Origin of the sequence: Dactylosporangium sp. CA-152071 (assembly GCF_050936335.1) — a bacterium.
Lineage (GTDB): Bacteria > Actinomycetota > Actinomycetes > Mycobacteriales > Micromonosporaceae > Dactylosporangium > Dactylosporangium maewongense.
Genome location: NZ_JBNJMZ010000001.1, coordinates 2,614,582 through 2,628,216, shown reverse-complemented (window position 1 = coordinate 2,628,216; position 13,635 = coordinate 2,614,582). Strand labels below are relative to the sequence as shown.

At 72.1% G+C, this 13,635-nt stretch carries 13 protein-coding genes; 6 read left to right on the top strand and 7 right to left on the bottom strand.

What is annotated here, in order from left to right; all coding sequences use genetic code 11:
• Window positions 1-12: 12 nt before the first annotated feature.
• Both ACQEVZ_RS11620 and ACQEVZ_RS11615 read left to right on the top strand, forming a co-directional pair.
• Window positions 13-2,235 (top strand): M4 family metallopeptidase, encoded by a 2,223-nt coding sequence (locus ACQEVZ_RS11620; RefSeq protein WP_433365178.1) that lies wholly within the window; start codon window positions 13-15, stop codon window positions 2,233-2,235.
• A 188-nt stretch (window positions 2,236-2,423) separates the two neighbouring features.
• Window positions 2,424-2,756: an LppU/SCO3897 family protein gene (locus ACQEVZ_RS11615; RefSeq protein WP_433365175.1), complete on the top strand. Its 333-nt coding sequence runs from the start codon at window positions 2,424-2,426 to the stop codon at window positions 2,754-2,756.
• A 150-nt stretch (window positions 2,757-2,906) separates the two neighbouring features.
• On the opposite strand, the gene ACQEVZ_RS11610 is transcribed toward ACQEVZ_RS11615, so the two are convergent.
• Window positions 2,907-3,698: a maleylpyruvate isomerase family mycothiol-dependent enzyme gene (locus ACQEVZ_RS11610; protein ID WP_433365172.1), complete on the bottom strand. Its 792-nt coding sequence runs from the start codon at window positions 3,696-3,698 to the stop codon at window positions 2,907-2,909.
• 128 nt (window positions 3,699-3,826) lie between these two features.
• Between ACQEVZ_RS11610 and ACQEVZ_RS11605 the strand changes: the two genes are divergently transcribed.
• Window positions 3,827-4,747: a phosphatase PAP2 family protein gene (locus ACQEVZ_RS11605; protein WP_433365169.1), complete on the top strand. Its 921-nt coding sequence runs from the start codon at window positions 3,827-3,829 to the stop codon at window positions 4,745-4,747.
• Between the two features lie 38 nt (window positions 4,748-4,785).
• On the top strand, window positions 4,786-5,640 hold the full coding sequence (locus ACQEVZ_RS11600) for a DUF2127 domain-containing protein (protein ID WP_433365166.1): 855 nt from the start codon (window positions 4,786-4,788) through the stop codon (window positions 5,638-5,640).
• A 42-nt stretch (window positions 5,641-5,682) separates the two neighbouring features.
• Here ACQEVZ_RS11600 and ACQEVZ_RS11595 read toward each other — a convergent pair whose 3' ends face one another.
• Entirely contained in the window at window positions 5,683-6,378 is a 696-nt protein-coding gene (locus ACQEVZ_RS11595; RefSeq protein ID WP_433365163.1) for a GntR family transcriptional regulator, read from the bottom strand.
• 194 nt (window positions 6,379-6,572) lie between these two features.
• Between ACQEVZ_RS11595 and ACQEVZ_RS11590 the strand changes: the two genes are divergently transcribed.
• Complete coding sequence (locus ACQEVZ_RS11590; RefSeq protein WP_433365160.1) at window positions 6,573-10,364, top strand: SpoIIE family protein phosphatase; 3,792 nt, start codon at window positions 6,573-6,575, stop codon at window positions 10,362-10,364.
• Between the two features lie 84 nt (window positions 10,365-10,448).
• Here the strand turns inward: ACQEVZ_RS11590 and ACQEVZ_RS11585 are convergent, their stop codons facing one another.
• Window positions 10,449-10,832 carry a hypothetical protein gene (locus ACQEVZ_RS11585; protein ID WP_433365157.1) on the bottom strand — a complete coding sequence of 128 codons (384 nt, stop codon included), beginning with the start codon at window positions 10,830-10,832 and terminating at the stop codon, window positions 10,449-10,451.
• Window positions 10,833-11,096, bottom strand: a complete 264-nt coding sequence (locus ACQEVZ_RS11580) for a hypothetical protein (RefSeq protein ID WP_344504361.1) — start codon at window positions 11,094-11,096, stop codon at window positions 10,833-10,835. It lies immediately after the preceding gene.
• Window positions 11,097-11,128: 32 nt separating this feature from the next.
• On the opposite strand from ACQEVZ_RS11580, the gene ACQEVZ_RS11575 reads away from it, so the two are divergent.
• A complete protein-coding gene (locus ACQEVZ_RS11575) occupies window positions 11,129-11,578 on the top strand; it encodes a DUF309 domain-containing protein (RefSeq protein ID WP_344504362.1) in 450 nt (149 codons plus the stop codon).
• Window positions 11,579-11,616: 38 nt separating this feature from the next.
• Here the strand turns inward: ACQEVZ_RS11575 and ACQEVZ_RS11570 are convergent, their stop codons facing one another.
• From ACQEVZ_RS11570 to ACQEVZ_RS11560, 3 genes are all read right to left on the bottom strand, one after another.
• Window positions 11,617-12,180, bottom strand: coding sequence for a DUF4865 family protein (locus ACQEVZ_RS11570; protein ID WP_433365153.1), 564 nt, complete (start codon window positions 12,178-12,180; stop codon window positions 11,617-11,619).
• A gap of 189 nt (window positions 12,181-12,369) precedes the next feature.
• The gene (locus tag ACQEVZ_RS11565; protein ID WP_344504365.1) at window positions 12,370-12,615 is read right to left on the bottom strand and encodes a hypothetical protein; all 246 of its coding nucleotides are present in this window, start codon (window positions 12,613-12,615) and stop codon (window positions 12,370-12,372) included.
• Between the two features lie 151 nt (window positions 12,616-12,766).
• A complete protein-coding gene (locus ACQEVZ_RS11560; RefSeq protein ID WP_433365150.1) occupies window positions 12,767-13,621 on the bottom strand; it encodes a zf-HC2 domain-containing protein in 855 nt (284 codons plus the stop codon).
• Window positions 13,622-13,635 lie beyond the last annotated feature (14 nt).

Sequence of the window (13,635 nt, the reverse complement as noted above, 5' to 3'; positions counted from 1 at the left end):
CAGGGAGGCCGAGTGAAACGAAAGATCGCCGCAGCCGGTGCACTGCTCCTGACCGGGGGCATGCTGGCCGCTCTCGCGTCACCAGCTGACGCGTCGCCCAGCACCCCAGCCCCCTCGGCCCTGCAGGCCCACCGGGCGGACATCCGGGCCGCCGACAGTGAGGCCTACACGATCGCCAGGAGTCAGAAGGACGCCAGCGGCGCGTCCCATACCCGTTATACCCGCACCTACCACGGCCTGCGGGTCTACGGCGGCGACTTCGTCGTGCACGCCGCGCCGGACGGCACGTTCAGCAGCGCGTCCGTCGGGCTGCACGCCCCGCTCACCCTCGGCACCAGCGCCGCGGTGTCCAAGACGGCCGGTGCCGCCAAGGCGAAGTCGGCGTTCAGCGGCACGATCACCGCGGTCGGCAGCCCCGAGCTGTTCGTCGACGCGAGCGACGGCACCGGCGTGCTCGCCTACGAGACCGTGGTCAGTGGCTGGCTCGCCGACGGACAGACCCCGTCGAAGCTGCACGTCATCACCGACGCGAACACCAACGCGGTGCGCGGGGCCTTCGACGAGATCGAGACCGTCCAGGGCACCGGTAACAGCATCTACTCGGGTTCGGTCCCGATCGACACGACGCTGTCGGGCACGACCTACCAGATGATCGACCCGTCGCACGGCAACGGCCGGACCTGCGACATGAACAACGGCACCAGCACCTGCACCACGTTCACCGACGCGGACAACGTGTGGGGCACCGGCGCCAACTCCAACCGGCAGTCGGCCGGCGTCGACGCGCACTTCGGCGCGGCGGTCACGTTCGACTACTACAAGAACGTGCACGGCCGGAACGGCATCTTCGGCAACGGCGCCGGCGTGCCGTCGCGGGTGCACTACGGCAACGCGTACGTGAACGCGTTCTGGGACGGCGCGCAGATGACCTACGGCGACGGCTCCGGCAACAGCCGGCCGCTCGTCGCGCTGGACGTCGCGGGCCACGAGATGAGCCACGGCGTCACGGAGGCGCTCGCCGGCCTGGTGTACTCCGGTGAGTCCGGCGGTCTCAACGAGGCCACCAGCGACATCTTCGGCTCGATGGTCGAGTTCTACGCGAACAACGCCAGCGACGCGGGCGACTACCAGATCGGTGAGAAGATCAACATCAACGGCAACAACACGCCGTTGCGCTACATGTACAACCCGACCCTGGACGGCTCGTCGCACGGCTGCTGGTCCACCAGCACCAAGAACGTGGACGTGCACTACTCGTCGGGCCCGGCGAACCACTTCTTCTTCAACCTCGCCGAGGGCACCGGGGCCACCGCCTACGGCACCTCGCCGGTCTGCGGCTCCGCGCCCGCCGTCGTCGGCATCGGCCGCGCCAAGGCCGAGAAGATCTGGTACCGCGCGCTCGACGTCTACTTCACGTCGAACACGACCTACGTGAACACCAGCAACCCGGCCAACACGGCCCGGGCACACACGCTGAGCGCCGCGACCGACCTGTACGGCACCTGCTCCGCGGAGTACAAGGCCGTCCAGGCCGCGTGGACCGCGGTGAACGTGGCCGGCAACGACGCCGTCTGCCCGACCGGCAACGACTTCTCCCTCGCCGCCGCGCCGGCGAGCGGCTCGGTCAACCCGGGCAGCTCGGCGACCAGCACGATCACCGCGACGCTCACCAACGGCTCGGCGCAGACGGTGGCACTGACCGCGTCGGGCCTGCCGTCGGGTGCGACCGCCAGCTTCAGCCCGGCCTCGATCAACTCGGCCGGCGGCACGTCCACGCTGACGATCGCCACCTCCGCGTCGACCCCGTCCGGCACCTACGCGGTGACCATCACGGGCACGGGCGCCAGCTCGACCCGGACCACCACGTTCAGCCTGACCGTCAACGGTGCGCCCGGCTGCACCGGCACCAACGGCAACGACGTCGCGATCCCGGACAACACCACGGTGACCAGCACGATCACCATCAGTGGCTGCAACCGCAACGCCTCGGCCACCAGCTCGGTGAACGTGGCGATCTACCACACCTACCGCGGTGACCTGGTCGTCGACGTCGTCGCCCCCGACGGCTCGGTCTACAACCTGTCGAACCGGTCCGGTGGCAGCGCCGACAACATCATCCAGAACTTCACCGTCAACCTGTCGACCGAGGCCGCGAACGGCACCTGGACCCTGCGGGTCCGCGACGCCGCGAGCCTCGACACCGGCCGGATCGACACCTGGACGCTCACCCTCTGACGTCCTCGGGGACATTAGGCCCCGAACGTCTGTGGCCGACGACACAGCGTCGACACATGGCATAACGCCCACAACGGCGCAGGCAGGCACCGACCGGTCCTGCCTGCGCCAATGTGAGACCTGGCCGTGATGCATTCGATATGAGAGCGGGGCAGCGCTAACGCTCCGTGACCTGTAGAAAATTCCGCATGTCCAAGGTTGTTAGATTCGGCGTCTCCATCGTTGTGCTGGTCGTCCTGGCCGGGATCGGTTGGTACCTCAACCGCGACTCCGCCGAGAAGGCCAACGTCGGTGACTGCATGCACAAGGTCGCGGCCAACGAGCTGAAGATCGTCAAGTGCGGCGGCGCCGACGCGGACTTCAGTGTCGTCGGCAAGGTCGGCGACAAGAAGGAGTCGGACGCGATGTCCGACGAAAAGAACGTCTGCGAGGCATTCTCGGAGGCCACCACCCTGTACTGGTGGGGCGAGTCCGGCAAGAACGGCGACGTGCTCTGCCTGAAGGACCTCAAGGCCGCCTGAGCCGCGGATCCGCTGCTGCGGCAACGTCCGGCACGACCGCGTCGCAGTATGGCTCGACACTCAGCTTGCCGCTCGTCCCCCCACCCCTCGCGACCCCGGCCCGGAACTCCGGTGCCGGGGTCGCTCTGTGTCCGGGGGACGGCAGTGAACTCAGTAGCCGGGGAAGACGGCGCGGAGGTCGTCGAGGGTGATCGGGCCGGTGATCTTCACGTCGGACGGGGTGTACCGGGCACCGAGGCGGCCGGCGGCCAGGCGCAGGAACGCGTCCAGGGTCAGGCTCAGCTCGCCGTCCGGCGACGCCGGGGCGGCGCCCAGGGTCACCGGGTCGGCCAGGCGCAGGCCGCGCTGCTCGCCGATGTCGGTGAGCGTGACGATCAGGTCGGCCGTGCGCCCGTCGAGGTAGGCCGGCTTCGCGATCCAGCCGAACAGCCCCTCCACCCGCTCGTCGATGAGCACCGCCGCCTCCGGCGCCAGGGTCGCCGACGGGTCGAGCGCGACCCGGACGTCCCAGTCGTGGTAGCCGAACTCGGTCAGCCGCAGCACCGCCGACGTCGCGACGTCGACGGGCTCGGGCATCCAGCCCACGTCGATGCGGTGCGAGGCGCGCTGCTCGGCGTCGAGGGCCTCGTATGCCTCGACCAGGCGCTGGTTCGCAACCGGGAACTCGACAGCCCGCTCGGCCGGGGCCATCCCGTCCCACCGGGCCCACACGCCCTTGTTGAACTCGAACTCCGGGGCGGGGCGGCCCTCGAGCGAGGCGCGCACCACCTCCAGGTTGATCTCGGCTCCGCTGCCCAGGTGGCTGATCACCTGGGAGATGTCCCACTCGCTCGCCGCCGAAGGGCTGGTGAGCTGCTCAGACGTGAGCCTGCGAACGACGGTGGTGAGATCCTCGTGCCCCTTGCGCAGGGCGGCGATCGCCTGGTCGGCTCGGCTGCTCATCGTGCTCCTTCAACGCTTGAACATCGACAATTTCCTTGAAGCATAAACAAGTTTGTGACGCAGGACATGACGAGGACTGCCCGATCGGCAATATTGCCGGGTTGGCAACATCAGGTACGTTGTCGATCGTGAACACGGGGCCCGGGTTGCGTGAACGGGACGACGCCGCCACGCGAACCACGTCCCAGCAAGGGACGCGGATACGTCCCCGTGCCTGGGCCGAGCTGCTGCTCATCGTCGGACTCTTCCTCGCGTACAAGATGGGCCGGCTGCTCGTCGACGGGCGGGTCGGGGAGTCCTACGCCAACGCGAAGCTGGTGTGGCAGGCCGAGCGGGCGCTGTGGCTACCGGGCGAGGCGGACCTGCAGCACCTGCTGCTGACCTCCGACGTCGTCATCCGCACCGCCAACGTCTACTACGCCGTCGTGCACTTCCCGGCGACCGTCGCGTTCCTGCTGTTCATGTACGTCTTCCGCCCCGCACACTACCTGCGTTTCCGGCGGATCCTCGCCTGGTTGACCGCGGCGGGGCTGGTCATGCACCTCGGGTTCCCGCTCGCGCCGCCGCGGATGCTGGCCGGCATCGGGATGATCGACACCGCCGCGAAGTTCGGTCCGTCGGTGTACGGGCCGCCGCAGACCGACACGCTCAGCAACCAGTACGCGGCGATGCCGTCGCTGCACGTCGGCTGGGCGCTGGTCATCGCGCTCGGGCTCATCACGGCGACCAGCAGCCGGTGGCGCTGGCTGTGGCTGGCCCACCCGGTGATCACGATGCTGGTCGTCGTCGGCACCGCCAACCACTACTGGCTCGACGGGATCATCGCCTCGATCCTGGTCGGCGCGCTGATGCTGGTCGTGGGGCGCACCAGGAAGCGCTCCCGGGGGCGGACCGGGACGCAGGCCGACGCGCCCGCGCCGGCCGAGATCCCCGCGCAGCTGCGGCGCAACCTGGACTACCTGGCCGTCGGCGAGGCCGCCTACCTGGCCACCTTCGGCGACACGATCACCGACGCCGGGCATCCGCAGACCGTTGGAAAGCCGACCTGACCGACGCGGGGCCGGCGCGTCTGCGGTACGAATAGCGCGTGGACTGGAACCTACGCACCTGCGCGCGGCGCGGGCACGTCACCTACGCCCCGGACGAGGCGCCCTTCCGGGAGCGGCTGCACGCCACGACCCCCGTCGGCGCGGCGTGGCGCTGCCTGCGGTGCGGCGACTTCGTCATCGGCGAGCCGCAGGCGCAGGGCCCCGCCGAGGACGCCCCGATCGTGCTGCGGGGCAGGGCGCTGCGCGACGCGCTCGTGCTGCGGCTGCTGTCGATCGAGCGGTTCGCCAAGGGCATCGCCGTGCTGCTCGCCGGCTACGGGGTGTTCCGCTTCCGCACCCACCGCGACGGCGTCGAGCGGGCGTTCAACGAGGACCTGCCGCTGCTGCGCCCGTTCGCGGACCGGATCGGCTGGAAGTTCGAGGACTCCGCGATGATCCACACGATCCGGACGGTCATCGAGGCGGAGTCCAAGACGCTGCTGTGGGTCGCGATCGGCCTGATGGTCTACGGCGTCCTGCAGGTCGTCGAGGGCGTCGGCCTGTGGATGCTGAAGCGCTGGGGTGAGTACTTCGCCGTCGTCGCCACGTCGCTCGGCCTGCCGGTGGAGATCTACGAGCTGTCGGAGAAGGTCACCTGGCTGCGCATCGGCGCGCTCGTGGTGAACATCGTCGCCGTGCTCTACATCCTGCTGTCGAAGCGGCTCTTCGGGCTGCGTGGCGGGCATGCCGCGTACGCCGCCGAGCGGCACGAGACCAGCCTGATCGAGGTGGAGATCGCCGCCAGCGAACCGACCCTGCCGAAGGGCCTGCGCAACCCGAAGGCGCCGGTCGCCCACGGTGACGACCGTCCGACGGAATTGACCTCTGGCGGGAAACGTGCGGGCGTCGTATAGTTGAACGCGAGACCGGCATCTTCCCCCGTGGATGCCGGTCTTCTACCTTTCCCGGGCGGACCTGATCGCCCGGATGGTGTTGAGGTTGTGTTCGCGGGCGCAGGCCTCGAGCGTGCCCGGGTCGTCCTCGCCCCGCTCCAGCCGGTCCAGCAGCTCGTCGTGCTCGTCGACCGCGGCCCGCACCCGCAGCCGGGGGTAGAGCGACGCCAGGACCCGCGACGCGTCGATGCGGTCCCAGATCCATTCGAGGGCCTCGATCACGTGCCGGTTGCCGCAGCAGCCGTAGATCGTGCGGTGGAACTCCCGGTGCAACGCCATGACCCGCTCGTTGGTCTGCTCCAGGCGCAGCTGGGCGTTGAGCCCCCGGGCGGTCCCGATCCGCTCGGCGGACATCTGCGGCGCCGCGGCCGCGAACGCGAATCCGTCCAGCAGCGCCAGCATCTCGACCAGCTGCACCCAGTCGTCGTCGCCGAGCGTGGCGACCCGGGCGCCGACGTTGCGCTCGAAGCTGACGAGGCCTTCCGCCTCCAGCCGCCGGATCGCCTCCCGCACCGGCACGGGGCTGACGTCCAGCTCCCTGGCCAGGGTGCTGAGCACGAGGCGATGTCCCGGCCGGTACCGGCCGTCGAGGATCCGCTGGCGGATGCGGCTGTAGGCGAGCTCGTGCTTCGACGGCGCGGGCGGCCCGTCACGGTCCGCGGGCCCGGACGGCCCGGTACTGCTGTGCTCATGCTGCACGTGCGAGTTCCGCTCTTGACAGGGGCCGGGCGCCCGCACGATCATATACGATCGGATGGAGGGCAGAGTCATCCTCACATTCCCGCAGCTGGTTCGCCATCGGCGGTGCGGCTGTTGCGAGACGGGGGCGGCCGCACCCGCCGATGGCGCACTGGCGCGGTGTGCGAGCCCCGTTCTCTGCGTACGCTGGTCGGGTGGGTGAGGCGGCCTGGTCGACGTCCGACGATTCCGAGGTGAGCCGCGACCTCGGCGCGGTCGACTGGGCGGCGACCCCGCTGGGTGAGCCCGCGAGCTGGCCGCAGAGCCTGCGCTCGGTCATGCGGATCCTGCTCGGCTCCCGGTTCTCGATGTGGATGGCGTGGGGCCCCGAGCTCACGTTCTTCTGCAACGACGCCTACCGGCGCGACACGCTCGGCAAGAAGTACCCGTGGGCCCTGGGCAAGCCGGCCCGCGATGTGTGGGCCGAGATCTGGCCCGAGATCGGCCCGCGGATCGCCGCCGTCATGCAGACCGGCGACGCCACCTGGGACGAGGCGCTGCGCCTGTTCCTCAGCCGCAGCGGCTACACCGAGGAGACCTACCACACCTTCTCCTACAGCCCGCTCACCGACGACGACGGGGTCATCGCCGGGATGCTCTGCGTGGTCAGCGAGGACACCGACCGCGTCATCAGCGAGCGCCGCATGACGACCCTGCGCGACCTCGGCGCCGGCACCGCCGGCGACAGCGAGGAGGACCTCTTCCGCGCCGTGGTCCGGCACCTCGGGGCCCGCGCCGACGATCTGCCCTTCACCCTCACGTACCTCTTCGACGAGGACGCCGACACCGCCCACCTCGCCTGCAGCACCGGCGTACAGCCCGGCGCGCCGGCGGCGCCCGCGGTGCTCGACCCTGACGCCGGGCCGTTCTGGCCAGTGGCGGAGCTCGCCCGGGGCGCCCCGCTGACCCTCGGCGGCTACACCGAGCTGCCGGCCGGCGCGTGGGAGGAGCCGCCGACCGAGGCGCGTCTCGTCCCGCTGCCGAAGCCCGGCGGCGGCCGCCCGTATGGCTTCCTGGTCGTCGGGCTCAACCGCTACCGCCCGTTCGACTCCGCGTACGCCGGCTTCGTCGACCTCATCGCCGGGCAGCTCGCGGCGAGGATCGGCACCGCCCGCTCCTACGCGGCCGAGCGCCGCCGCGCCGAGTCCCTCGCCGAGCTGGACCGGGCGAAGACGGCGTTCTTCACCAACGTCAGCCACGAGTTCCGCACGCCGCTGACGCTGCTGCTCGGCCCGACCGAGGACGCCCTCACCGACCAGGCCAGGCCGCTGCCGCCGGGCCAGCGTGACCGGGTCGAGGTCGTGCACCGCAATGCCGAGCGGCTGCTGAAGCTCGTCAACACCCTGCTGGACTTCTCGCAGCTGGAGTCGGGCCGGGTCGAGCCGCGCTTCGAGCCGCTCGACCTGGCCACCGCCACCGCCGAGCTGGCCGGCATGTTCGACACCGCCACCCAGCGCGCCGGCCTGCACCTCGTCATCGACTGTCCGCCGCTGCGCCGGCCCGTCCTCGCCGACCCGGAGATGTGGGCGAAGATCACGCTGAACCTGCTGTCCAACGCGCTGAAGTTCACGTTCGACGGCTCGATCACCATCCGCGTCGCCGAGGTCGGCGGCGCCGCCGAGCTCAGCGTCACCGACACGGGCGTCGGCATCGACCCCGCCGACCAGGCCAACCTCTTCGACCGCTTCCACCGCATCATGGGCACCCCCTCGCGCACCCACGAGGGCTCCGGCATCGGCCTCGCCCTGGTCGCGGAGCTGGCCGCCCTGCACGGCGGCACCGCGGGCGTCCACAGCGCGCCCGGCGCCGGCAGCACGTTCACCGTCAGGCTCCCGTTCGCCCCCGAGCCTGCCGCCGGCACCGCGCAGGACACCGCTTCCGGTACCGCTGCCGACGCCGCCTTTGAGAGCGCCGCCGCCGGTGCCGCCGGTGGTGCGCACGACGCGGCCGACCGGAAGTCGGCGGCGGACCGGGTCGTGCCCGGGTTCCTGGCGGAGGTCGAGCGGTGGATGGTCCCCGCGCCGCCGTCCGCCACGCCGGTGCACTCGACGGCGCCGACGGTCATGGTCGTCGACGACAACAGCGACATGCGGGACTACATCCGCACCATCCTCGAGGCCGACTACCAGATCGTCGAGGCGTCCGACGGCATGGCGGCGCTGCGCCTGCTGCGCGACACCCGGCCGGACCTCATCCTCACCGACGTCATGATGCCCGAGCTCGACGGCTTCGGCCTCGTCGCCGCCCTGCGCGCCGACAGCACCGCGGCGCTCCTGCCGGTCGTCATGCTGTCGGCGCGGGCCGGCGACGAGGCGACCGTCGAAGGCCTCGACGCGGGCGCCGACGACTACCTCATCAAGCCGTTCTCGCCGCGGGAGCTGCGCGCCAGGGTCCGGGCCAACCTCGAGTTCGACCGGGTCCGGCGGGCCCGCGACGAGCTCCAGCGCAGCCGCGAGCTGCTGGACCAGGCGCAGCGCCTCGCATCCGTCGGCAGCTGGGAGCTCGACCTCGCCACCGGCGACATCCACGGCTCGGAGGAGTTCCAGCGGCAGATGGGCATGACCGCCGCCGAGCTGCTCGACCCCGCCGCCCGCGATGCGACCAACGCCCTCCTGCACCCCGACGACCGCGCGCTCGTCGACGCGGCGATGGCCGCCGCGATCGCCGGCGAGCCGCTGGACTACGAGGCCCGGGTGTGGCAGCCCGACGGCTCGCTGCGCGTCTTCCGCACCATCGGCGAGCTCGAGCTCGACGCCGCCGGCGCTCCGGTCCGGCTGCGCGGCTCCAACCAGGACGTCACCGAGCAGCGCCGCGCCGAGCAGGCCCTGGCCGCCGCCAGCGGCCTGCAGGAGGCCGCCGCCCGCGAGCACCGCATCGCCGACGAGCTGCAGCGCAGCCTCATGCCACCGCTCACGTTCGACCCCGAGCACCTCGAGGTCGCCACCTACTACCGGCCCGGCGTCGCCGGCACGCAGGTCGGCGGCGACTGGTACGACGTCATCGAGCTCGGCGCCGACCGCACCGCCCTCGTCATGGGCGACGTCATGGGCCGCGGGGTCCCGGCGGCCGCGGTGATGGGCCAGCTGCGGGCCGCGGTCCGTGCCTACGCCCGGCTCGACCTGCCGCCCGCGGACGTCCTGGAGTTCCTCGACGGCGTCGTGCGCGACCTGCGCGAGGACCAGATCGTCACGGTGGTCTACGCGGTGTACGACCCGGGCGAGCGCAGCCTCACGTATGCCAACGCCGGCCACCTGCCGCCGCTGCTCCTGCTGCCCGGCGGCACCGTGCGCCCGCTCACCGTCTCGGGCCCGCCGCTGGGCACCGGCCCGCTGACCCTGAGCGAGGAGCGCGTCGAGCTGCCCGTCGGGGCGCTGCTGACCCTCTACACCGACGGTCTCGTCGAGCACCGCGACCGCGACCTCGACACGGGCATCGACGCGCTCGCCGCCCACGTCTGCACCCTGACCGGCCCGCTCGCCGACGTCCCGGACCGGCTCGTCGACGCGCTGCTGCCCGACGGCCCGGACGACGACATCACCGTCCTGCTGGCCCGGGTCGTCGCCGAGCCCGGCGAGGAGCGGTCCGTCGTCCAGGACATCCCCGCCGAGGAGCGGGCCGTGCGCACCGCCCGCCAGTTCGTCGCCACGACCCTGCGCCGCTGGGATGCTCCGTCCCGCGTCGTCGACGACCTCGTCCTCGTCGTCAGCGAGCTCGCCGCCAACGCCGTGCTGCACGGCCGCCCGCCCATCCAGCTCCGCCTGCGCAACGGCGGCACCCACGTGGTCCTCGAGCTGCACGACACCGCGACCTACCTGCCCCGCAAGCAGCGCCCGACCCCGGACGACGAGCACGGCCGCGGCCTCCAGCTGGTCTCCTCGCTGTGCGACCGCTGGGGCACCCGGCCCACCGCCGACGGCAAGGCCGTCTGGTGCATGCGCATGATCTGACGTTCTCACGCGCGTTTGGTAAGGGCGTCGACACATTCGTGGCGTGGCGGTGATCGATAACTGAAGAGGTCTCCGGTACGTGGTTCAACGGCCAAGCAAGACCGAGATACCAGACCGGAGACCCTCGTGCCGAGCGTCAGTGGCAGCGAGGCGCCATGACCTGCCTGACGCGCAGTGGCCGTCGACGAACGCGAGCAGCGCCGGCCTGTCGCCGGGCGCGACGTCTGACGTCGCCGGAATGGTCAGCCGGCCGTCGGTGGTCCTGACCGGGGCGCCGCTGGCGAAGCCCCGCCGCGCGAGCGCGTCTGCGACCGCGATCCCGCCGGGGAACCAGTCACCGGCGGCGGACTTCGCGACGTACCGGTTGCCGCCCGCCGTCACGAACCACGTGCGTGAGTTCATCCCGCCGTGGTGGTCGACGACCTCGGCGCGGGTCAGGCCCCAGTGCGCCGCGAGGAGTGCCCGCACTCAGCGCTGGATCGGCCGGCGGAGCGAGTAGGTGACGGCGTGGAGCCGGTGCGGCTGCCCGACGACGAGCGCGGCGCGGTCATACGCCTGCCAACCCTCCGCACCAGCCCGGTTGAGGTGGCGCAGGTCGTTGTACCGCTCGTCGGTGCCCCACCGCTGCACCCCACCCGGGTGGTGGAACACCGCGTCCCAGTCCTCGAACTTGTCCGTGCCCAGCGTCCCAGCCGCCCGATACTCAAGCCGCGCATACTCCCATTGCGTCACGCCATCCATCATGCACCACTACGTTGGTGGATATGGATCGTGATCGCGACGATGCCGGCCGGGCCCGCAGCGCCCGCCCGCGCGACGGCCTCGGCCGCCCCCTTCCGCGCGGCGCGGAGGGCATCCCGACGATGCCCGACGACGTCGACGCCACCCCCGACGCCGCGCTGACCCTGGCGCAGGAGCTGCTCGACGCGGGCCGCCCGTTTCACGCCCACGAGGTCCTCGAGGCCGCCTGGAAGAGCGCCCCCGCCGAGGATCGCGAGCTGTGGCGCGGGCTGGCGCAGCTCGCCGTCGGCCTGACGCACCTGTACCGCGGCAACCCCACCGGCGGCCACCGCCTGCTGACCCGCGCCGCCGACCGCATCGAGGCCCAGATCCCCGCCCCGCACGGCATCGACGCGCCCGGCCTCGTCGCCTGGGCCCGCGGCGTCGTCGCCGGCACCGTCCCACCCGACGCCCCGGCGCCGCGACTGCGGTGAGCGGCGCGGCTGCGGCGAGCGCCGCGAACCCCCAGCCGTCACAGCGCCGCGGCCGGCTCCGGCGCCGACAGGTGCAGGACCTCATAGCGCTCGCCGGCCTGGTCGGGCGGGACCTCGGTGCGCCACAGGGTGAAGCGCACCAGGTGCCACGAGCGCGGGTCGTACGCCAGGGCCGCGGTGTGCAGGTCCGGGCGGGCGGCCAGGGACCGCAGGTCCGCGACGGCGGATTCGATCGAGGTGTCGGCGGTCAGCGGGGTGAGTTGGCGGGAGGCCGCCAGCGGCGGGGTCGTCGCGGCGGCGCCCTGGGTGGCGGCGACAGCCGTCCAGTGGGAGACGGGTGGCCGGCCGAAGTCGCGGACGATGTTCTGGAACCCGCCGCCGCCGAGGAGGAAGTGGGTCATGGCGGTGGGGGAGTTCCAGAGATAGAACGGGGCGTACTGGTTGACGGGGGAGTCGTCGACGCCGCGGGTGCGGATCAGGTAGGCCTTCAGCGCCAGGCCGCGGCGGTCGTCCAGGACCGGGCCGGCCAGACGGACGCGGGTGCGGATGATCCGCATGTCGTAGTCGGCGGGCAGCGTCAGCTCGTACTGCATGGCCTGCATCAGGGGGTCGCCGCCTTCAGGAGGGACAGGGCGCCCTGGACGGCACGGTCGAACGGGTCTCTGGAGCCGGCCGCCCGGGCCAGGACGTAGCCGCCCTGGAGGGTGGCGACGATGGTGGCGGCGGTGTCGTCGGGGTCCAGGGCCGGGGAGAGCGGGAGCGGCGTGGTGCCGCTCCCGCTCGTGGTGGCGTTAGGTGCGGTCGACCGGCATGGCTTGGAACGTCGAGCGCTCGGCGGCGGCCTGGGCGCGGAGGATCTCGTCGATCTCGCGGGTCTCGTCGGCGGTGTGGCGGCCGAGGATCAGGTCGAGCTCGAGGCGCTCGGCGGGCGTGCGGTAGGCGGCGATCTCCCGGGCGAGGGCCCTGCGGGCGCGGCGCGCCTCGAAGCGGCTGGTGACGGCGTTGCGGACGCGGCTGGCCGTGGTCTGTGCGGGCATCTGGCTTCTCCTCTGGCCTGGTCTGGTCTCTCTGACGTCTACTGTATCGATTCAGAAAGATCATCACAGCTGGATGGGCGGTGAGCCTCGACACGCGTCGGATGGGCGTCAGGCGCCGCGAGCGGCGCCCAGGTGAAGTGTCAGGTGAGGGTCAGGCGGCTTCGCGGTCGGTGACGTGCGCGGTCGCCTGCCCGGGCACGATCCGCAACGGCCGCCGCGGCGCAGCGCCGCCACGAGCGCCGCCGGGGCCGCCGGAAGCGCCGCCGGAGCCGCCCGAAGCGCCGCCGGAGCCCGAGGTCGAGGAGCCGCCGTCGAAGAAGCCCGGGTCGAGGGCGGGACGGGTCAGGGCGATCACGATCGCGTACCCCGCCAGGACGAACGCGTGGCTCAGCAGCCGCTCCGTCTCGACCCGTCCGGCGAGCAGGTCGTTGACGCTGAGCAGCGCGAGCAGCCCGACGAACGCCGTCAGCATCGGCAGCGCGCCGGCGGGGCGGCCGCGGCGGCTGGCGATCCAGCCGAAGCCGGCGCCGATCGCGACGTTCCAGGCGGCCGACTCGTGCCACAGGTGGCCCGCGCCGTCGCCGTGCAGGTCGGAGGCGGTGGCGGCGGTCGTCACCTGGGCGATGCCGAGCATGAACTGGGCCGCCCCGAAGCCCCCGAGCAGCACGCGCAGCGCCAGGACGACGTGGGCCCGGCTGATCCGGCCACGAATCCAGGAAGCGGGCAGGGCGAGCCGACGGAGACCGGAGGCGGGCGCAGGGGGTACATCGGCCGCCGGAAGCACTCCGTGGGCGTCGAGGGCGGCGAGGAGGTCGTCCACGCCGGCCGGCTGTGCGGGCACCTGCTGGACCCGGAAGAGCCGGGTGGCCGTCACCGCGTCGGCGTGCCAGGCCCGGCAGTCGGCGCAGCGGCGCAGGTGCGCGTCGGTGAGGGCGGCCTCGATCGGCTCGTCCTCACCGTCGAGGCGGGCCGACAGCGCCTCGCGGAAGGCAGCGCAACGTTCCACGACCCGATGGTGCC

Bases quoted from the DNA above. Each gene is read 5' to 3' on its own strand.
- ACQEVZ_RS11565 (WP_344504365.1), bottom strand. From the start codon at position 12,615: ATGCCCGCACAGACCACGGCCAGCCGCGTCCGCAACGCCGTCACCAGC.
- ACQEVZ_RS11615 (WP_433365175.1), top strand. From the start codon at position 2,424: ATGTCCAAGGTTGTTAGATTCGGCGTCTCCATCGTTGTGCTGGTCGTC.
- ACQEVZ_RS11575 (WP_344504362.1), top strand. From the start codon at position 11,129: ATGGATCGTGATCGCGACGATGCCGGCCGGGCCCGCAGCGCCCGCCCG.
- ACQEVZ_RS11570 (WP_433365153.1), bottom strand. From the start codon at position 12,180: ATGCAGGCCATGCAGTACGAGCTGACGCTGCCCGCCGACTACGACATG.
- ACQEVZ_RS11610 (WP_433365172.1), bottom strand. From the start codon at position 3,698: ATGAGCAGCCGAGCCGACCAGGCGATCGCCGCCCTGCGCAAGGGGCAC.